At 64.0% G+C, this 18,990-nt stretch carries 17 protein-coding genes; 10 read left to right on the forward strand and 7 right to left on the reverse strand.

Annotated elements, in window-relative coordinates; genetic code table 11:
* Positions 1-82: 82 nt before the first annotated feature.
* Positions 83-1,075 (reverse strand): TRAP transporter substrate-binding protein, encoded by a 993-nt coding sequence (locus X566_RS10680; protein ID WP_244434717.1) that lies wholly within the window; start codon positions 1,073-1,075, stop codon positions 83-85.
* A gap of 334 nt (positions 1,076-1,409) precedes the next feature.
* On the opposite strand from X566_RS10680, the gene ugpB reads away from it, so the two are divergent.
* Positions 1,410-2,723, forward strand: coding sequence for a sn-glycerol-3-phosphate ABC transporter substrate-binding protein UgpB (gene ugpB, locus X566_RS10690; RefSeq protein WP_034466026.1), 1,314 nt, complete (start codon positions 1,410-1,412; stop codon positions 2,721-2,723).
* Between the two features lie 205 nt (positions 2,724-2,928).
* Here ugpB and rpmB read toward each other — a convergent pair whose 3' ends face one another.
* The gene (gene rpmB, locus X566_RS10695; protein WP_034466029.1) at positions 2,929-3,219 is read right to left on the reverse strand and encodes a 50S ribosomal protein L28; all 291 of its coding nucleotides are present in this window, start codon (positions 3,217-3,219) and stop codon (positions 2,929-2,931) included.
* Between the two features lie 329 nt (positions 3,220-3,548).
* On the opposite strand from rpmB, the gene X566_RS10700 reads away from it, so the two are divergent.
* The 6 genes from X566_RS10700 (at position 3,549) to X566_RS10730 (ending at position 10,632) form a co-directional block, all read left to right on the forward strand.
* Complete coding sequence (locus X566_RS10700; RefSeq protein WP_051444007.1) at positions 3,549-4,385, forward strand: DUF3108 domain-containing protein; 837 nt, start codon at positions 3,549-3,551, stop codon at positions 4,383-4,385.
* 311 nt (positions 4,386-4,696) lie between these two features.
* Positions 4,697-8,119 carry a helicase-related protein gene (locus X566_RS10705; protein ID WP_034466032.1) on the forward strand — a complete coding sequence of 1,141 codons (3,423 nt, stop codon included), beginning with the start codon at positions 4,697-4,699 and terminating at the stop codon, positions 8,117-8,119.
* A gap of 39 nt (positions 8,120-8,158) precedes the next feature.
* Positions 8,159-8,419: an RNA-binding S4 domain-containing protein gene (locus tag X566_RS10710; protein WP_034466035.1), complete on the forward strand. Its 261-nt coding sequence runs from the start codon at positions 8,159-8,161 to the stop codon at positions 8,417-8,419.
* A gap of 191 nt (positions 8,420-8,610) precedes the next feature.
* Entirely contained in the window at positions 8,611-8,949 is a 339-nt protein-coding gene (gene fdxA, locus X566_RS10715; protein ID WP_034466039.1) for a ferredoxin FdxA, read from the forward strand.
* Between the two features lie 296 nt (positions 8,950-9,245).
* Positions 9,246-10,253: a CarD family transcriptional regulator gene (locus X566_RS24310; RefSeq protein ID WP_081740128.1), complete on the forward strand. Its 1,008-nt coding sequence runs from the start codon at positions 9,246-9,248 to the stop codon at positions 10,251-10,253.
* 115 nt (positions 10,254-10,368) lie between these two features.
* The gene (locus X566_RS10730; RefSeq protein WP_034468344.1) at positions 10,369-10,632 is read left to right on the forward strand and encodes a DUF1272 domain-containing protein; all 264 of its coding nucleotides are present in this window, start codon (positions 10,369-10,371) and stop codon (positions 10,630-10,632) included.
* A gap of 29 nt (positions 10,633-10,661) precedes the next feature.
* Here the strand turns inward: X566_RS10730 and X566_RS10735 are convergent, their stop codons facing one another.
* The 3 genes from X566_RS10735 to X566_RS10745 form a co-directional block, all read right to left on the reverse strand.
* Complete coding sequence (locus X566_RS10735) at positions 10,662-11,900, reverse strand: glycosyltransferase family 87 protein (RefSeq protein WP_081740129.1); 1,239 nt, start codon at positions 11,898-11,900, stop codon at positions 10,662-10,664.
* 140 nt (positions 11,901-12,040) lie between these two features.
* The gene (locus X566_RS10740; protein ID WP_034468348.1) at positions 12,041-13,546 is read right to left on the reverse strand and encodes a M48 family metalloprotease; all 1,506 of its coding nucleotides are present in this window, start codon (positions 13,544-13,546) and stop codon (positions 12,041-12,043) included.
* Positions 13,547-13,576: 30 nt separating this feature from the next.
* Positions 13,577-14,413 (reverse strand): thermonuclease family protein, encoded by an 837-nt coding sequence (locus X566_RS10745; protein WP_152539842.1) that lies wholly within the window; start codon positions 14,411-14,413, stop codon positions 13,577-13,579.
* A 215-nt stretch (positions 14,414-14,628) separates the two neighbouring features.
* Here X566_RS10745 and X566_RS10750 point away from each other — a divergent pair, with 215 nt between their 5' ends.
* From X566_RS10750 to X566_RS10760, 3 genes are all read left to right on the forward strand, one after another.
* Positions 14,629-15,045 carry a PaaI family thioesterase gene (locus X566_RS10750; protein ID WP_081740130.1) on the forward strand — a complete coding sequence of 139 codons (417 nt, stop codon included), beginning with the start codon at positions 14,629-14,631 and terminating at the stop codon, positions 15,043-15,045.
* A 141-nt stretch (positions 15,046-15,186) separates the two neighbouring features.
* Positions 15,187-15,978 carry an enoyl-CoA hydratase gene (locus tag X566_RS10755; RefSeq protein ID WP_034466050.1) on the forward strand — a complete coding sequence of 264 codons (792 nt, stop codon included), beginning with the start codon at positions 15,187-15,189 and terminating at the stop codon, positions 15,976-15,978.
* Between the two features lie 32 nt (positions 15,979-16,010).
* Positions 16,011-16,787, forward strand: a complete 777-nt coding sequence (locus X566_RS10760) for a hypothetical protein (RefSeq protein WP_034468352.1) — start codon at positions 16,011-16,013, stop codon at positions 16,785-16,787.
* A 203-nt stretch (positions 16,788-16,990) separates the two neighbouring features.
* On the opposite strand, the gene X566_RS10765 is transcribed toward X566_RS10760, so the two are convergent.
* Positions 16,991-17,782: an enoyl-CoA hydratase/isomerase family protein gene (locus X566_RS10765; RefSeq protein ID WP_034466051.1), complete on the reverse strand. Its 792-nt coding sequence runs from the start codon at positions 17,780-17,782 to the stop codon at positions 16,991-16,993.
* Positions 17,783-17,814: 32 nt separating this feature from the next.
* On the reverse strand, positions 17,815-18,978 hold the full coding sequence (locus X566_RS10770; protein WP_034466053.1) for an acyl-CoA dehydrogenase family protein: 1,164 nt from the start codon (positions 18,976-18,978) through the stop codon (positions 17,815-17,817).
* Between the last annotated feature and the right edge of the window lie 12 nt (positions 18,979-18,990).

Below are 18,990 nucleotides of genomic sequence, written 5' to 3' on the forward strand. Positions count from 1 at the left end.
GTCACGCCGGGCTCCGGTGGGGTCTGGTTGTCCTGTTCGGCGGCGGTCAAGAGGCGCTCGCTGGGTTAGTGATACAGTGTTGTCATTGGATCTGGCGAATACGTTCGATCATGCGGGCCGTGGCCGGATCGCGGGCAGCCTTGGCATAGAGGCCGGCCATCGCCGCTTCGAACGGTTTGCGGTCGATGCCGTCGACCACCATGATGCCGGCCGCTTCGGCCTGGCGGCGCGAGTCCTCCTCGAGCGAGCGCCAGCGGGCCCGCATGAACAGGTTCGACTCGCGGGCGGCATCGCGGAAGATCCGGCGATCCTCGTCGTTCAGGCCGGCCCATGCCTTCTGCGACATGATGAGCACTTCGGGCGCCATCAGATGTTCGGTGAGCGAATAGTAGGCGGCGTGGCGATAGTGACCCGTCGTGACGTAGGACGGCCAGTTGTTCTCCGCCCCGTCGATCAGTTTGGTGGTCAGGCCGGTCAGCACCTGGCCATAGGAGAGTTCGATCGGCTCGCCGCCGAGCGCCTTGAGCATCTCGACCATCAGCTCCGACTGCTGCACGCGGATCTTCAGGCCCTTGAGATCGGCGAGGCTGCGGATCGGCCGCACGTTGTTGTAGATCGAGCGGGCGCCGGAGTCGTAGAAGGTCAGGCCGACAAATCCATGCGTTTGCAGCGATTCAAGGATTTCGCTGCCGATGCTGCTGTCGAGCACTTTGTGCAGGTGCTCGACCGAGCGGAACAGGAACGGCATCGCCAGCACGTTGACGGAGGGCGCCGACACGCCGAGCGGAACGATGTTGGTGCGGTTGAGATCGATCGCCCCGGCCTTGGTGGCGTCGATCGTGTCGCGCTCCTCGCCGAGCTGACGCGAATGGAAGACGCGGATCGTGTGCCGTCCTTTGGTGCGCTCGGCGACCAGCTTGGCCATGAACTGCAGCGCCTGGACGGTCGGGTAATCCTCGACCTGGTTATCGGCGGCGCGGAACTCGCGGGCCTGCGTCACGGAGACAGAAAGCAGCAGCAGGCAGAGCGCGAGGATCGAGCGGCAGAACACGGCTGTCGGTCTGGATGGCGGCAAGATCATCCTCGTGTTGACGATATGGTGGCCCGCCATACGATGTCGCGGCGGACGATGCCCGGCAGACATGGGTTCGATGGAAGCGGCCCTGCACGGATCGCTGCGGCTTGGCAACTCTATCGAATGGCGGCGCGCAACGCTATCGGCAGATCACGGCGCTCGCAGATCGTGCCGTGGCCGGACGGCGCAGTGCCGCATTCCATGCATGCGCCGAGGAATGTCTGCCGGAACTTGAATTGATTTGGAATTTCAAATAGTTGCTTTCTAAGTGCCGCGGCGCTTGCATGGGCGGCGGGCAGGGCTCTCTCAGGCCCTGAACATGACAGGGAGCGTGATGCATAGGATCGGCCTGCAAGCCCTTGCGCTTGCCGTGTTGCTGCTGGCGTCGCAGCCGCTGCGCGCCGCGCAAGACATCGTCTGGTGGCACGCGATGTCCGGCGAGTTGGGCCGGCAGGTCGAGAAGCTCGCCAGCGATTTCAATGCGTCGCAATCCGACTATCGCGTCGTGCCGGTCTACAAGGGCAGCTACGCCGAGACGGTGAACGCGGCGATCTTCGCGTTCCGCTCACGGTCGCAACCGGCCATTGTCCAGGTCAACGAGATCGCGACGGCGACGATGATGGCGGCGAAGGGCGCGATCTATCCGGTCTACAGCCTGATGCGGGAGCAGTCGGAGCCGTTCCTGCCCTCGACGTATCTGCCCGCGGTGACCGGCTATTACACCGATCTCGCCGGCAACATGCTGTCGTTTCCGTTCAACGCCTCGACACCGATCCTTTACTATAACAAGAGCCTGTTCAAGATTGCGGGCCTCAATCCCGACCAGCCGCCCAAAACCTGGCCGGAGCTGGGAGCGGCCGCGCAACGGCTGCGGGCCGCCGGCGTGCCGTGCGGCTTCACCACCCACTGGCCGTCCTGGATCAGCATCGAAAACTTTTCGGCCCTGCACGACATTCCGATCGCCACCAATGCCAATGGCTTTGGCGGCTTGGATACGGCGCTGGTGATCAACAATCCGCTGGTGGTGCGCCACATCGCGCAGCTCGCCGAATGGCAGAAGACCAAGGTCTTTGATTACAGCGGCCGCGCTACGACGGCCGAACCGCGGTTTCAGAACGGCCAGTGCGGCATCTTCATCGGCTCGTCGGCGACGCGCGCCGACATCCTGAAGAATGCGAAGTTCGAGGTCGGCTTCGGCGCGATGCCGTATTGGCCGGACGTGAAGGGCGCGCCGCGCAACACCATCATCGGCGGCGCGACGCTGTGGGTTCTGCGTGACCGGCCGGCCGAGGAATACAAGGGGGTCGCCAAGTTCTTCACGTTCCTCTCGCAGGCCGACGTGCAGGCGGCATGGCATCAGGCGACCGGTTACCTGCCGATCACGAAGGCCGCCTACGAACTGACGCGCAACCACGGCTTCTACGATCGCAATCCCGGTTCGGCGCTTTCGGTCGAACAGATGATCCTGAAGATGCCAAACGAAAACTCGAAAGGGCTGCGGCTCGGCTCGTTCGTACTCGTCCGTGACGTGATCGAGGACGAGATGGAGCAGGCGTTCGCCGGCAAGAAGTCCGCGCAAGCGGCGATGGATGCGGCGGTCGAGCGGGGCAATCGCCTGCTGCGTCAATTCGAGCGCAGCAATCAGTAGCGGCGAGGGGGTTCACTTCTGGCGGGATCGGGGCCGGAGGCTCCGGATTTTTGTGGGTCGCGCTCTCTTCGCGCAAAACCCGTGTTTCATGTGAAGCCGTGTCTTGCTTCGCATTCGCTGGCGAGGCCGGGCAGGGCCTGTTCGGGCTCAAAGCAAAACAGCCGGGCGAGGCCCGGCTGTTGCGTCATCGTCAGAGTACGCCTGATCAGCTGGCGGCAGCGAGCTTCTTCTCGATCTGGCGCTTGATGTCGCGCGCGTGCTTGGAAAGATCGGCATCGCTCGCCTTCAGCAGGAACTTGTCGAGGCCGCCCCGATGATCCACCGACTTGATCGCATTGGCGGACACGCGGAAGCGCACGCCACGGCCGAGGGCGTCGGAAATCATCGTCACATTGCACAGGTTCGGCAGAAAGCGACGCTTGGTCTTGATGTTGGAGTGGCTGACCTTGTGGCCGACCTGCACTCCCTTGGCGGTCAGTTCGCAACGCCGTGACATGGCGAAAATCCTCGATGCTCTTCCGGCAAGCCGCCCGATGCGGCGCTCGCCGGGTCCAAAATTCCGGTCCATTTCAGGAACGGGGGACGTATAAGGGCCGCCCAGCCCAGCGTCAAGCCGCACCGGTCCCGAAAAATCGGTCGGAACAGGCGAGATTCCGACGGCAATCCCCGGCCATTTGCTCAGCCGTGGTGGTTTTTGCCCCATCCGCGGTCCATATTAACGACGTAATCTGGGTTTGATGTCAGACGCTTGTTCGGCACGCCAGACCAAAGGCCGGGACGTCAATATCCGTGTTCATTCCCTCGATATCGGAACCGCGACGGCGGATGTCGCCGTCGCTTGCGGCTGGCCTTCTCCTGCTTTGCGGCTTCGCCGATGACGCCCAGGCACAGGGACGCGTCGATGCCCAATACGAGGTGACGCTAGCGGGGGTCCCGATCGGAAAGGGCTCCTGGACTGTCGACATCGCGGAAGATCATTATTCCGCGCTCGGCAGCGGCAAGGCGACCGGAGTGATCGCGATGCTCGCCTCCGGCGAGGGCAATGGCGGGTCGCAGGGACGTGTCGTCAAAGGTCAATTGGTGCCCTCGTCCTACACCGTGACGATGACGACCAACCGCAAGACCGAGGTGCTGCGCATTGCGCTGAGCGGCGGCAACGTCAAGGATTTCAGCATCGAGCCAGAGCCGCCGGTCCATCCGGGCCGCATTCCGGTGACGGAAGCGCACAAGCGCGGCGTGTCCGATCCGATGACGGGATCGCTGGTGCGGGTGCCGGGCAGCGGCGATCCGCTGAGCCCGGAAGCTTGTAGCAGCGGCCAGGCGGTGTTCGACGGCCGTATGCGCTACGACCTCAAGCTGGCCTACAAGCGGATGGAAACGGTCAAAGCCGCCAAGGGTTATCAGGGACCCGTGGTGGTGTGCAGCATCCAATTCCTGCCGATCTCGGGCTATGTGCCGGATCGTGTGGCGATCAAGTATCTGGTTGCCCAGCGCAATATGGAGGTCTGGCTGGCGCCGATCCTCGGGACACGAGTGCTGATGCCGTTTAAGGTGACGATCCCGACGCCGTTGGGCACGGGCACGATGCAAGCGACCCAGTTCATCAATGCCCTTCAGGCTCAGCCTGCGCTGCCGCAGACCACCACCGCACGGACTCAATAGTCTGTTGTCCCGGCCGAACGATGCGATGGGGGTGCCGGAATCCCAGTTGACAGAAAAGCCGATCGGAGTCCGTCCGCCGTTAACGATTGGCTGTGCTAAAAGCGCCCGCATCGGTTGCCGGCGGGCTCGATCTTGTGGTTTTGAGGCGGGCGGATGCGAGATATTGCGGGGAACGAAACGCCCAGATGGAGAGTCAGCGATTCGGGCGCGATTCGTTCCGGAACCGTTCCAGAGCTTAAGCCGTGACGCGATAAGCGTCGCATTGTGAGACACGACGCAGGTCGTTCGCCCTGCGGAAGCACCGGAATTTAATGGCCTTTTCGTCCCCACCGTTTGCCTCGCGCAATGATCGCCTGCCGGGTGCCGGCGTGACGGCCGTGCTCGGCCCGACCAACACCGGCAAGACCCATCTCGCCATCGAGCGGATGCTCGCGCATTCGTCCGGGCTGATCGGCTTGCCGCTGCGGCTGCTCGCGCGGGAGGTCTACAACCGTCTGGTGGAGCGTGCCGGCGCTGACAGCGTCGCGCTGATCACCGGCGAAGAGAAGATCAAGCCGCGCAATCCGCGCTTCTGGGTATCCACCGTCGAGGCGATGCCGCGCGACCTCGACGTGTCGTTCCTAGCGGTCGACGAAATCCAGATCGGTGCCGATCTCGAGCGCGGTCATGTCTTCACCGATCGCATCCTGCATCGGCGCGGCCGCGATGAGACGCTGATCCTCGGCGCGGCGACGATGCGCGGCATCGTCGAGCGGCTGCTGCCGGGCGTCAGCATCGTGACGCGGCCGCGCCTGTCGCAGCTTTCATTCGCCGGCGATCGCAAGATCACGCGCCAGCCGCGACGGACGGCGATCGTCGCGTTTTCCGCCGACGAGGTTTACGCCATCGCCGAACTGATCCGCCGTCAGCATGGCGGTGCAGCCGTGGTGATGGGCTCGCTGTCGCCGCGCACGCGCAACGCTCAGGTGGCGATGTTTCAGTCCGGCGAGGTCGACTACCTCGTTGCCACCGACGCGATCGGCATGGGTCTCAATCTCGATGTCGATCACGTCGCGTTCGCGGCTGACCGGAAATACGACGGGTATCAATATCGGCGGCTGAATCCGTCGGAATTCGCGCAGATCGCCGGCCGGGCCGGCCGCGCCACCCGTGACGGCACGTTCGGCACCACCGGCCGCTGTGCGCCGTTCGAGCCCGAACTGGTCAATGCGTTGCAGAACCATGCGTTCGATAGCGTCAAGCAGTTGCAGTGGCGCAATTCGGATCTGGATTTCTCCTCGCTCGGCGCCTTGCAGGCGGCGCTTTCGCTGTCGCCGACGCATGAGGCGTTGACGCGCGCGCCGGTTGCGGAAGACATTCGCGTGCTTGATCATGCCGCCCGCGATAGCGATGTTCGCGATATGACGCGGGATCCGGCGGCGGTCGAGCGCCTCTGGGATGTCTGTCAGCTGCCGGATTATCGCAAGATCGCGCCGGCAGCGCATGCGGAACTGGTCACCACGCTGTTCGGTTTTCTGATGCAGCAGGGGAGGATTCCGGACGACTGGTATGCCGCCCAGGTCAATCAGGCGGACCGAACCGATGGCGGCATCGACACGCTGTCCGCGCGGATCGCCCAGATCAGAACCTGGACATTTGCGGCGAATCGTCCCGATTGGCTTCGTGACCCGGAACATTGGCAGGGGATAGCGCGTGCTATTGAGGATAAATTGTCAGATGCGCTGCATCAGCGGCTCACCGAACGTTTCGTTGACCGCCGTACCAGTGTATTGATGCGGCGTTTGCGGGAAAATGCGACTTTGACGACAGAGATTGGCAAGACAGGGGACGTGATCGTCGAGGGCCACACGATCGGCCGGCTCGATGGTTTCATGTTTGCGCCGGATGCCGCCGAGGCAGGCTCGGAGGCGAAGGCTTTGCAAGCGGCGGCGCAGAAGGCGCTGGCCGGCGAGATCGACGCGCGTGCGGCGAAGCTTGCCGCCGGCTCCGATGATCAGTTCGTGCTGACGTCGGATGGCACGGTGCGCTGGCTGGGCGATGCGGTCGGCCGGCTGACAGCCGCCGACAACGTGCTCGAACCGCGTGTGCGGCTGATCGCCGATGAGCGGCTGTCGGGAGCGCCGCGCGAGAGCGTGCAGGCGCGGCTCGACCTCTGGCTGAAGGCTCACATTACCAAGCTGCTCGGGCCGCTGTTCGAACTCTCGCAGGCGCAGGACGTCACCGGCATTGCCCGCGGCATCGCATTCCAGCTCGTCGAAGCGCTTGGCGTAATGGAGCGGCAGAAGGTTGCGGCCGAAATGAAGGACCTCGACCAGCCTTCGCGGGCCATGCTGCGCAAGTACGGCGTCCGCTTCGGCGCCTATCACATTTATCTGCCGGCGCTGCTGAAGCCCGCGGCGCGCTCGCTGGCGTCGCTGCTGTGGTCGCTGAAACACGACAATACCGATCTCGCGGCACTGACGACCGCGCAACATCTCGCGGGCACCGGACGGACGTCGTTCCCAGCCGACAAAGCGCTCGACCGGGATGCCTATCGCACGCTCGGCTATCGGCTGGCGGGCGAGCGCGCGGTGCGTGTCGATATTCTCGAGCGGCTTGCCGACCTGATCCGCCCTGCGCTTGCGTGGCGGCCGGGAACGTCGCTGCCGAAGCCACCAGGCGCTTTCGATGGCCGTGCGTTCACGGTGACCCAGGCGATGACATCGCTGACCGGATCAGCGGGCGAGGATTTCGCCTCCGTGCTGCGCGCGCTGGGCTATCGCATGGATCGCCGGCCGCCGTTGCCACCGGAGCCTGTGGCTGCGGAGCCTGTGGTCGCCGCGCCGGCCGCCGATGCGTCATCTGCCGAGCTGGCCGCAGTCGACGATGGCGCCATCGCGGATGGGCCAGCAACGGAAGCGGCTTCGGTGCCCAAGGCCGATGATGAGGCCGATGATGCGACCGCCTCGGCGGAGCCGGCTGCAAACGCGGCGGTTACGGAGACCGGCGCTACGGAGCCGACTGCTGCAGAGGCGGCCGTCGAAGCGACGCCTGCCGAGACGAACGTCGATGAGGCGGTTGTCGAGGCCGCCCGCGAACCCGCCGCGCAAGCAGCGGATGGAGAGGCCTCTGTCGTTCAAACCGACGGCGAGGCGCCGGCGCAACCGGTGGACACCGGGGCTGTAGCTACTGCGGATGTGGCGTCCTCTGACGATGCGTCCTCTGATAGTGCCACGGCGGCTGACAAGGCCACGGCGGCTGCGGAGCCGGAGTTGGTCGAGGTCTGGCGTCCGGCGGGCCGGCATGACGATCGCAAACATCGTCATGAGCGCGGTCCGCGACGCGATCGGCAAGGCGCATCGTCTGGTCCGGCCGCAGAAGGTGATCGTGGCCATAAGGGTCAGCATCGCCGCGATCGCAAGGATTTCAGCCGCTTCCGCAGGCCGGAGGCGGGTGGTGAACGGCCGGCGGCGACCGCAGGCGCGACGCCGCAAGCCGAGAGCGGGGCTGGAGCGCAGCGCGACGATCGGCGGCAATTCCAGGGCCGTGGCGGCAACAAGGGCGGCAAAGGCCGTTCTGACCAGCGTCATTCCGATCAACGCCATTCTGATCAGCGTCATGGCGGTGGAGCAAGGCACGACCGCTCAGCAGGGCAGCGTCCGCAACGCGATCGGCCGATCGATCCCAATTCGCCGTTCGCGAAACTCGCCGCGCTGAAGGAGCAGTTGGAGTCGAACGCCAAGGAAAAGCTCTAGGCATGTCGCTGGCGAGACCACCGGGAGCGTTTTGAACGCGTGGACCGCCAGCGGATCGACAAATGGCTCTGGCATGCGCGGATTGTCCGGACGCGGACGAGCGCCGCCGAGCTCGTCGCTAAGGGGCATGTCCGCATCAATGGCGCTCGGGTTGTCGCCCCGGGCCACGCGGTCAAACAGGGCGATGTGCTGACGATCGCGCTGGACAGCCGAATCCGCGTTTGGAAAGTGGCGGATTTCGCAGAGCGACGCGGGGATGCGACGGCGGCTCGCATGCTGTATGTGGAGTTGCCACAATAGCCGGGCGGCTGCATTGCAGGACCGCCCGCACTTCTCTTGCGATGCGGGGCATCCTGCGCTACGCCACAGCGCGCGTTTCGACCTATTCTAGGCCGGATCACGCGATCTGTGGATATAGGGTAATTTCTTGCTGTGACGGGCCGTTGACGTGCAGGAAGTTCCTCCAGTTTTGACCCGTTCCGGAGCTATCGATGACTTATGTCGTCACTGATAACTGCATCAAGTGCAAGTACACGGACTGCGTGGAAGTCTGCCCGGTAGATTGCTTCTACGAAGGCGAGAACATGCTGGTTATCCATCCGGACGAATGCATCGATTGCGGGGTTTGCGAGCCGGAATGTCCGGCGGACGCGATCAAGCCGGACACTGAGCCGAACCTGGAAAAGTGGCTGCAGGTGAACGCCGAGTACGCCAAGTCGTGGCCGAACATCACCCAGAAGAAAGACCAGGATCCCGACGCCGAGAAGCACGACGGCGAAGAGGGCAAGTTCGAGAAGTATTTCTCCGCCAATCCGGGGACCGGGGACTGAGGTTCCGCGGCGCGGCGGCGTTCCGGCGGCCGATTCGAGCGGCTTTCCGGTTCCGGCGTATGTTTAAGCCGGGCTGAAGCCCACCGTCGGCACGCCAACCATTTCAGAACAAGGCATTTAACCCTAAAGCGGGTCCGATCCCCGACTTTGGTCATAAATCATTGATTTTTGCGGAAAATGTGCTATTTTAGGCACATTCAAGAAACCGGAATCAGTTTCCGCCCTTGATTGGCCGGAGATGACTGGATTCCCCGGACAAGCCGTGAACAGGAGCGTGGCGGTTCCACGCACAGGTTGTGTCAAGCAAAACCACGCGTTCCAAGAGTATCGCAAAGGCTGCGAATAAGACAACCACTAAGAAGGCTGCGGCTGCAAGCCGAAGCTCTTCCCGGACGACCGCTCGAGCGTCCAAAGCCAACGCCTCGAAAACCCACGCTTCCAAAGCCAAGGCGGCTCGTAACCCCGCGGCCGCCAAATCCAAGACAGTAAAGAACGTAATGGCCAAAAACACTGCCCCGAAGACCGCGAAGACCTCCGCCAAGCCTGCCGTTGCCAAGGCCGCTGTGAAACCCGTTGCGAAGGCTCCGGTCGTCGCCAAGCCGCCGGTCAAGGCTGTCGCTACTGCGCCTGCCAAGGCCGCGCCTGTGAAGGCGGCCGTGGCCAAGCCGGCTGCGCCGAAGGTGGAGGAGGTGAAGAAGCCGGCGACCCAGCGCCAGGGCTTCAAGACCAATGAATTCGTGGTGTACCCGGCCCATGGTGTTGGCCAGATCCTCGCTATCGAGGAGCAGGAGATCGCCGGTGCGAAGCTCGAGCTGTTCGTGATCAACTTCATCAAGGACAAGATGACGTTGCGCGTTCCGACGTCGAAGATCATCAATGTCGGCATGCGCAAATTGTCCGAGCCGGCGCTGGTGAAAAAGGCGCTGGAGACGCTGAAGGGCCGCGCCCGCGTCAAGCGGACGATGTGGTCGCGCCGGGCGCAGGAGTACGAGGCCAAGATCAACTCCGGCGACATCGTCGCGATCGCCGAGGTCGTGCGCGATCTCTATCGCTCCGAATCGCAGCCGGAGCAGTCCTACAGCGAGCGCCAGCTCTATGAAGCTGCGCTTGATCGTTTGTCGCGTGAAATCGCGGCCGTGCAGCACGTCACCGAGACCGAAGCGATCAAGGAGATCGAAGCGGCGCTCGCCAAGGGTCCGCGTCGCGGCGCCAAGACCGATGCGGTTGGTGAAGCCGACGGCGAGTCGGAGGATGACGATGAGGCCGATGGCGATGATTCCGTCGCCGAAGACGAGGCGGCGTAACGCGCATCCATCGTTCGATCAGTTTCGAAGCCCGGCTCCTGAGCCGGGCTTTTGCTTGTGGGCGTGCATGCTAGAATCGCCTCACCCACGCGAATGAGGAAACGTGCCCATGGCCTTGCTGGAACTGCGCCCGAACTGCGAATGCTGTGATCGCGATCTGCCGCCGCAATCGCGCGACGCTTTCATCTGCTCCTACGAATGCACGTTCTGCAACGACTGCGTAACCAACGTGCTGCATGGACGTTGCCCGAACTGCCATGGCGAACTGGTGCGCCGGCCGGTCCGTCCCGAGGCCGGTCCCGCAGGCGGCTTGGCAAAGCATCCCGCATCGACCAAGCGCAAGCTGAAGGCAGGTGGCTGCGCGGCAAACGCTGCCTGAGGCGACTGGTTCAGAGTTTCATCGCGAGTTCAGGCTAGCCGTGCGTTGCGATGCGCAGGCCGCGTCTGCCACAGGCATGCGCACGCGATCAGGAAAGCCGGAAGGAAGAACAGCGGTCCGAACGCTAGATCGGTGGCAACGCCCAATGGCGCTGCCAGCAAGGGGCCGATCATGACGCCGGCGATGCTGAGCTTGATGGACGTCAGCCGGGCCGGATGGTCGCGCCCGACGTCGAGCAGCCAGATCGCGACGAAGGCCGCGAACGGGAAGTCATAATCCTGCAGGTAAGGTGTCGTGAGGCAGGTGCCGAGGATGAACAATGCGTTGCGCAAAGCCGATGTTGCCGTGTCTCTCCACCAACTCCAGGCAACGACGATGGCGGCGACCAGACCGAAGGCGAATTGAATCGCGTAGCTCAGGGGCACATCGGCACCAAGCCGCCGGCTGGCGACAAAGATCGACATCATCCGGTGCCAGACGCCGGTGCCGTCCTCGAGGATGACGGTGCGGAGCTGGGCAAGGTTGAAGAGATAGAGCTGCCAGACGTCTGCGCCATAGAGAACCACGCTCAATCCCACGAGCAGCACCGTGGTCAAGGCTGCGAACGTGAAGGTCTGCCAATGGCGGCCGGCGATCAGGGCGACCGGCAGCAGCAGTCCGAAATGTGGTTTGTAGATCAGGAGCCCGAACAAAACGCCGGCAAGTCGCGGGTGGCGATCGATCATGACGAGGCCGCCGCCGAGCAGCGCGGCCGTCCACGTTCCATTTTGACCGCAGATGGTATTGAGCAGTATCGCTGGCGTTGCCAACGCCAGCAGAATCACCTTGCGGGTGCTTGCTACGATAAGCGCCCGGTAAAACGCGTACCAGCCGGCCAACGTCCAGGCCGCCCAGCCCCACAGATAGGGTAATGCGCCGAGCGGAGCTGACAGCAGCAACAGCACTGGCGGATAGCTGTAGTGGTAATTCCCGAGAGCCTCTCCGACGACGCTCTGCTGGAAGGCATGAAATCCGGTCCAGTCGTAGACCAGTTTCGCCTGGCCGTGCAGAGCCAGATAGGCGGCGGACCAGTAATTGACGTAATCATCGCCGAACGGCCGGCCCGCACCGTTGGTGAAACCGTCCGTGAGCTGGCGCGGAAAATCAAAAGCGCAATAGAGCGCCGCCAAGACGATCCAGCACTGCGCCGCCGCCTTGATCAGGTCGTCATCCAAAAGCCTGAAGCGACGGCTGGTGGGGGCGTCGTCGACTCGGGGCGCGTCCTGCATCGTCCGGCTTGATCCGCAGCGGGTTCGTTGCGTCTACTGTCGCCGGATAGGGGTTCACGGAGATTTAACGAGGCATGCCATGTGTGCGCGCAGTGCCGTTGTGCAGACGCTGCCAACGGTTAACCGGCGCTACAGGCGCACTATTCGGTGACGATCTTGACCCGGTCGCGCGGCTTCACGGTGCTTTTTGCGTCAAGACCATTGAGAATCCGGAAGCGTTCGAGCTGGCGGTCGACGCCGGCCATGCGATGCGACAGCGATTCGACGGTGTCGCCGGGCTGCACCGTGATCACCTTCAGCCGCAGCGGTCGCGCGGCCTGAATCTCTGCAAGCGTCAGGCGGCGGAAGGTATTGATCGTCTCGCGAAAGCTGCGGTCGCTCTCGTTGCCCTTCTGCTTGGATGCGAACACGAAGCGGTAAACGTCGCTGCCGAACCGCAGCGCATAGATGCGGAAGCGCCATTGCTCGCCGCGCGCCACCGCCGTCGCCGCCGGGAAGCCGTTGACGGTGATGTCTTCGACGGTGGCCTTATCGACGTCCTCGATCCAACCGGAGGTGAGATAATCACCGAGCGATTGCTCCGATGATACGCGGGCGACGTCGAAGCGCATGGCCTGCTGGCCACCCTCACGCACGCCAATCACGGCCTGGGCGGTGTTGTCGAGCGAAAAGCCTTCCGGTGCGGTGAAGGTGAAGCCGAGCTTGGGGTGGATGAAGCGGCGGCCGCGCACGAAGCCCTCGCTCGGATCTTCGCCATAGATCATCTCGTCGAGCGCATCGAGATAGGCCTCGCGATCGCGCTCGCCGGCGCCGGGCGAGGAAAATTGTCGAGCGTTCGCTTGCGCGTTCTGAATGCGCTCCGGCGTGGCCGGATGCGAGGAGAGGAAGTCGAGCGCGCGTGGATCGCCGGTGTTGCGTGCGGCCTTCAGCGCCGCATTGCGCTCCATCGCGGTGAGGAAGCGAACCGCGCCGTAGGGGTCGAAGCCCGCGCGCGCCGCGATGCCGACGCCGATGCCGTCGGCTTCGAATTCCTGTGCGCGGGAAAAGCTTGCCATCGTCAGCTTGGACCGGGCCAGCGCCAGCGCCGTCAGGTCCGGATCAGAGCCGATGTCGGTGACGACGCGGCTGACGATCGCAGCCTGGCGCGCCTGGTCTTCGCGGATCGCCGCATGGCGGGCGATCACATGGGCCATCTCGTGCGACAGCACCGACGACAACTCCGACGTGTCGCTGGCGAGCGCGATCAGGCCGCGGGTGATGTAAAGCTGGCCGGTCGGCAACGCGAACGCGTTGATGGCCGGCGAGTTCAGGATCGTCACTTTATAGGACAGGTCGGGCCGCTCGGACGCGGCCACCAGCCGGTCGACCGCCCGCGAGATCAGCCCCGCGAGCTTCGTGTCCTCATAGACGCCGCCATAAGAGGCCAGAATGCGGTCGTGTTCGCGTTCGGTCGCGGCGGTCTGCTGGACCGGCGTGCGGGTGGGCCGCGCGGCCTGCTGCACGCGAGGCTCGGGCGCGGCCGTATGAAAGCGGCTGAAATCGGTGCAAGCGCCCAGCAGCAGGGCCGCGGCCAGCAACGCTGCAGGCGCCGCCGCGATCTGCTTCCGGTCTCGTCTGCTCCCCTGCCGCTTCGCGCGCCCTGTCACGGCCTGATCCAACTTCACCCCATTTCGACGCTAGCTTCGGTCTAGCACTTCGATCTGCCCTGGCCACGAGATATGAAGCCGCGGCCCGCCTCTTTTCTCAATCCAGCCCCGAACGAGAACCTTTTTGCGGGCAAGAGACTTAACCGGAACACCGGCAGCCTCAAAGCCAGCGACATTTCGCCTCGAAATAGTCACCGCGAAGTCCTGCGTCCAGCGCCGGCCGAAGTTGATGTAAAGCGTTGCCCCCGCTTCTCGGACCGAGAGAACCCGACCCTCCACCACCACAAATTGCCCAATCAGCGGCAAAATATCGTCGGGCATTTCCGCGTTTTTTAAGGCAGCCGGCTCTGCCCAGATGCCGCGTCGCGCCTGCCGCGCCGATGCCTCCCGGCGGAGCAAGGTCGTTGCGCAGGCATCGTCGACCGGCGCCGTGACAGCCAGATGACCTTGCTCGACCAGTGCTGCCTGCACCGGTTCCGTGCGTCCGGAAACGAACGCGAAGCCGGACAGCCGCCCGTAGCGGTCGGGCTTGGTTGATCCGCGCAGCGTGAGATCGCGCTCGCCGATCAACTGGGCCAGTGCTGCCTGCTGGGCCGGTCCGGCCGTTACGCCGGAGACATGGGCTTCCACTCCGGCGAGACGGATCTCGCGTCCGTCCTGCAACCGCATGGTCCGGGCGTCGATGATTGCGGCAACCCGTCCTCCGGTGGCGAGTTCGCCCGTGCAAGGCATGTTCTGGGTGATGTCTTCGGCGAGCGCCGGGGCAAGCGCGAGCACGGATGCCGCCAGGCCGAAGAGACCATCTCGCAGAAGCGCAACATTGCGTGGAGCAGGCGTCATGTCGTCGATCTTGCATGGAAACGGCATCCGCTCCAGCGGCAGCTGCGAGCCATGTGTTGACACGGCCGAACGGCGGAAGGGCCATTCCCATCCCACTGACGGCTCGTGCGCGAGGCGCCGATCAGTCCGACGCTCCACCCGGCGATGAATGTTTGCTAGTCATTCTTGAACTCCAACGGTTGCAGAGACGATGCTGCAATGGGTCCAATGGTTGGATCGAACCCCGAACGATGGATACCGGAATGGCAGGCAAGGACGCTGGTGCGGTTGGGATGATCGAAGGCACATTGCCGCATTTGCTCGGCATCGAGATCGTGGTGCCGGAGCCGGGACGGGCGAACGGGCGGATGGTCATCACGCCGCAGCACATGTCCCCGAACGGCTTCCTGCATGCCGCAAGCGTAGTGGCGCTGCTGGATTCCACCTGCGGTATCGGCTGCTTTCATGCCCTGCCGGACGGTGCGACGGGCTTCACCACGGTCGAGCTGAAATCCAACCATCTCGGCACCGCGCGCGAAGGCACGCTGGTCTGCGAAGCGCGAATGGTGCATGGCGGCCGGACGACTCAGGTGTGGGACACCGAGGCCAAGCATGTGGAGAGCGGCAAGGTGATTGCGCTGTTCCGCTGCACGCAGATGATTCTCTATCCGAAGGCGTGAGTATCCAAAATATGGGGCTGCGGGCGGCGAATGGCGGCCGCCTCATGCAAAAGCAAGATCGGCCTATGCGCGGCCGAATTCCTGTTGCCCTTGGCGGATCAGTCGCGCCATTGTTGCCGCCAACCTATCCCGGAGGAAGCCATGACGGACGTCATCCTACAAGATCTGAAAGACGGTCTCCTGACCATCACCATGAACCGCCCCGAGCGGAAGAATGCGATGAGCCCGGAGTTCACATTTGGGCTGCTGCAGGCGGCGCAGCGCGCGTGGGACGATCAGGACGTGCGTGCGGTTCTGCTGAAAGGTGCGGGCGGTACATTCTGCGTCGGCGGTGACGTGCGCGGTTTCGCCGATCCGAACCGCAAGCCGCCGAGCTTCGAGGAGCGTCAGGTTAGCTTGCGCAGCCGCATGGAAGCGTCGCGTCTGCTGCACGAGATGAACAAGCCGGTGGTTGCGGCGGTCGAGGGCGCTGCCGCGGGTGCGGGTCTGTCGCTGGCGCTGGCCTGCGATCTGCGCGTGGTCGGCGAGAACGCCAAGATCACCACCGCCTTTGCCAAGGTCGGTCTCTCCGGTGACTACGGCGGCACCTACTATCTCACCAAGATGCTGGGCAGCGCCAAGGCGCGCGAACTGTACCTGCTGTCGCCGATCCTGAGCGGCAAGGAAGCGCACGCAGCCGGGATGATGACGCGCGTCGTGCCGGACGCCGACGTGGTGAAGGTCGCGACCGAGCTTGCGACGCAACTCGCCCAGGGGCCGTCGATCACGCTGGGCTACATCAAGAAGAACATCAACAACGCCGAGAAGCTGTCGCTGGAGGCCTGCTTCGACGGCGAGGCGTTCCATCACTCGCGCTGCGGTGAAACCGCAGATCACAAGGAAGCCTCGACCGCTTTCGTGCAGAAGCGCAAGCCGGTGTTCGTCGGCCGCTGAGCCGGAGACGCAATATCGAGATGGGGGACGGCATGACGGAATTCCTGCGGCTGAAGCAAATTTGTCTTGTCGCCCCCAGCATCGAGCCCGCAGCAAGCGATATCGGCGCGGTGATGGGGCTCGACGTCTGTTACCGCGACCCGGCGGTCGGCGCGTATGGTCTCGAGAATGTGCTTTATCCCGTCGATGCGACGCTGCTCGAGGTGGTCGCGCCGACCAGGGAAGGCACGGCCGCCGGCCGCTTCCTCAACAAGATCACCGGTCCCGGCGGTCAGCACGGCGGCTACATGGTGATCTTCACCTGTCATGACGTGGAGCGCCGCCGCGAGCATGCCAAGGCGATTGGCGTCCGCGTTGCGCATGTGCTGGACAAGCCGACATTCTACGGCATTCAACTGCATCCGGCCGATTGCCGTGCGGCCTTCGTCGATTTCAACCGCACCAAGGACAGTGATGGCGTTTTCGGCCCCTATACGGTGGCCGGGCCGAACTGGCAGGATTTCATCCGCAGGGATACGACGCAGGCGCTGGTCGGCATTGAGGTGGAAAGCCCCGATCCAGACAATCTTGCGGATCATTGGGCGAAGATCATCGAGGTGCCGGTGGCGAGGACTGCAGGTGGCGAACCGGCGCTGACATTCGTCAATTGCACGATCCGCTTCGTGAAAGGACCGGCGGAGGTGCTGGGCGGCCTGGTGTTCAAGGTCCGTGACATCGCCAAGGTTTGCGACGCGGCCGCCGCGCGTGGCTACAAGGTCGATGGCCATTCGTTTCACATGTGCGGCGTGAACTTCCGCCTGGTGGCCTAAAGCGCGATGAGATTGGGATCAATCGTCCGCGCGCGTAGCTCATTGTGTAAGCATGATCCGGAAAACCGCTTTGCCCTTTTCCAGATCATGCTTCAGCGGGCTCACGTTCACCAGCCGGACGGCGATATCTCAAAACAGATGCCTTAAGACAAACGGGGCCGCGCGATCATCGCACGGCCCCGTTTCAATCGGGTCATTAGCGCTTAGCGGCCCTTGAAATTCGCGACACGGCGCTCGGCCGTGGCCTTCACGCCTTCCTTGAAGTCCTCGGTGCCACGCAGCCAGGTCTGCTCTTTCAACTCATGATCCGTCGCCGCCTTGACGCGATCGGCAAGATCGCCGCGCATGGTCTTGCGGGTCGAGATGATCGCGAGCGGTGCGCTTTCGGCGATCTCGGCGGCAAGCTTGGTCGCTTCCGCGCGCACCTGATCCTGCGGCACGCAGACCGAGGCAAGGCCGATCCGGGTTGCTTCCTCGCCGCCGATGCGGCGGCCGGTGTAGAACAGCAGCTCCGCCTGGTTCTTGCCGATCAGTTCGGGCAAAAGCACCGTCAGGCCGAAGCCGGGATGGAAGCCGAGCTTGGTGAAGTTCGCCGCGAAGCGCGCTTCCGGGCAGGTGACGCGGAAATCCGCCGCGCAGGCGACACCGAGGCCGCCGCCGATGGCGGCGCCATGCACGGCCGCGACGATCGGCTTCTTGGTGCGGAGCAGGCGGACGGCCTCCTGATAGAGGTGGTTGACCGGCTGGCCGCCGACATCGTTCTCGCCGGCATTGTCACGCGCAGGCTCGTTGAAGTTGGCGCCGGCGCAGAACGACTTGCCCTGCGCGCACAGCACCACGGCGCGGACGCCGTCGTCCTTGTCGAACTCCTCCATCGCGGTCGCGATCTGCTGGATGAGCGACATGTCGAAGTAGTTGTGCGGCGGCCGGCGGATTTCGATGGTGCCGACATAGTTCGCGGCCTTGTCGACGCCGATGTCCTTGTACGTGGTCATTCGATCCTCTCTGGTTGTCCGGTTCGATGTAATCAGCGCAGCCCGAGGCCGCGCGCGATGATGCCGCGCAGGACTTCGGTGGTGCCGCCCTGGATGGTCAGCTTGGGGGCGACCTTGGTCGCGTAGGAGAGCTGCTTCTTCAGCGGCACGATGTTGCCGGGCTCCTGCTCGATGAAGGCGGCAAGCGTACGCACCTTCGACGGCAGATCCTGTTCCCAGAGCGTGCCCATGTCCTTGACGATCGAGGCCTCGACCACCGGCTCCTTGCCGGCTTCGAGCATGCCGGCGACCGACACCGACATCCGCCGTAGCGTGTGAAGCTGCGCGACGAGGCGGCCGACGCCTTCGGCCGAGCGTATGTCGGGCTCCTTGCCCAGCGCGCGGACCAGCTCGGTCAGCACATAGTAGGTTTCGAGGAAGCGCTCCGGTCCCGAGCGCTCGTAGGCAAGCTCGGTGGTGGCCTGCTTCCAGGCGCCGTCGATCTCGCCGAGCACATGGTCGTCGGGAATGAAGGCGTTATCGAACACGACCTCGTTGAACTCGCGCTGGCCGCTCATCTGCGTGATCTGATTGCAGCTGATGCCCTTCGTCTTCATCGGCACGAGGAACGAGGTGAGGCCGTGACGGCGGTTCTCCTTGGTCGGCGGCGAGGTGCGGAACAGGCCGATCATGTAGTCGGACGAGTGCGCGTTCGAGGTCCAGATCTTGGTGCCGTTGATCAGGTAGCCGCCGTCGGTCTTGGTGGCCTTGGTCTTGGCTGCGAACAGGTCGGAGCCGGAGCCCGGCTCGCTCATGCCGATGCAGAACTGCACCTCGCCGCGGACGATGCGCGGCAGGACATCCTGTTTGATCTTCTCCGAGCCGTACTTGATGATGGTCGGGCCGCTCTGCCGGTCGGCGGTGAAGTAGACGCCGACCGGGGCGTTGGCGACGCGGAATTCTTCCGTCAGCACGTAGCGTTCGAGGAAGCTGCGCTCGCGGCCGCCGTACTTCTTCGGCCAGGTCATGCCGATCCAGCCCTTTTCGGCGACGCGCTTGGCGAACTCGCGGCCGCTGGCGCTCTCGCTCTTGCGCGGGTTGGAGGGATCGAAGGTGCCCTTGGCGATTTCCTCGGCGAGAAACGCCCGCGCTTCGCGGCGCAAGGCCTGGCAGGCTTCGGGCAGGCGGATGGGGTCGAAGGTGAGGCTTGAGGACATGTCTGTCGTCCT

The organism is Afipia sp. P52-10 (assembly GCF_000516555.1).
Lineage (GTDB): Bacteria > Pseudomonadota > Alphaproteobacteria > Rhizobiales > Xanthobacteraceae > P52-10.

Coding starts and splice junctions, on each gene's coding strand:
- X566_RS10735 (WP_081740129.1), bottom strand. CDS start 11,900: ATGCAGGACGCGCCCCGAGTCGACGACGCCCCCACCAGCCGTCGCTTC.
- ugpB (WP_034466026.1), top strand. CDS start 1,410: ATGCATAGGATCGGCCTGCAAGCCCTTGCGCTTGCCGTGTTGCTGCTG.
- X566_RS10700 (WP_051444007.1), top strand. CDS start 3,549: ATGTCGCCGTCGCTTGCGGCTGGCCTTCTCCTGCTTTGCGGCTTCGCC.
- X566_RS10765 (WP_034466051.1), bottom strand. CDS start 17,782: ATGACCACGTACAAGGACATCGGCGTCGACAAGGCCGCGAACTATGTC.
- fdxA (WP_034466039.1), top strand. CDS start 8,611: ATGACTTATGTCGTCACTGATAACTGCATCAAGTGCAAGTACACGGAC.
- X566_RS10755 (WP_034466050.1), top strand. CDS start 15,187: ATGACGGACGTCATCCTACAAGATCTGAAAGACGGTCTCCTGACCATC.
- X566_RS10745 (WP_152539842.1), bottom strand. CDS start 14,413: ATGCCGTTTCCATGCAAGATCGACGACATGACGCCTGCTCCACGCAAT.
- X566_RS10705 (WP_034466032.1), top strand. CDS start 4,697: ATGGCCTTTTCGTCCCCACCGTTTGCCTCGCGCAATGATCGCCTGCCG.
- X566_RS10770 (WP_034466053.1), bottom strand. CDS start 18,978: ATGTCCTCAAGCCTCACCTTCGACCCCATCCGCCTGCCCGAAGCCTGC.
- X566_RS10750 (WP_081740130.1), top strand. CDS start 14,629: ATGGCAGGCAAGGACGCTGGTGCGGTTGGGATGATCGAAGGCACATTG.
- X566_RS10760 (WP_034468352.1), top strand. CDS start 16,011: ATGACGGAATTCCTGCGGCTGAAGCAAATTTGTCTTGTCGCCCCCAGC.
- rpmB (WP_034466029.1), bottom strand. CDS start 3,219: ATGTCACGGCGTTGCGAACTGACCGCCAAGGGAGTGCAGGTCGGCCAC.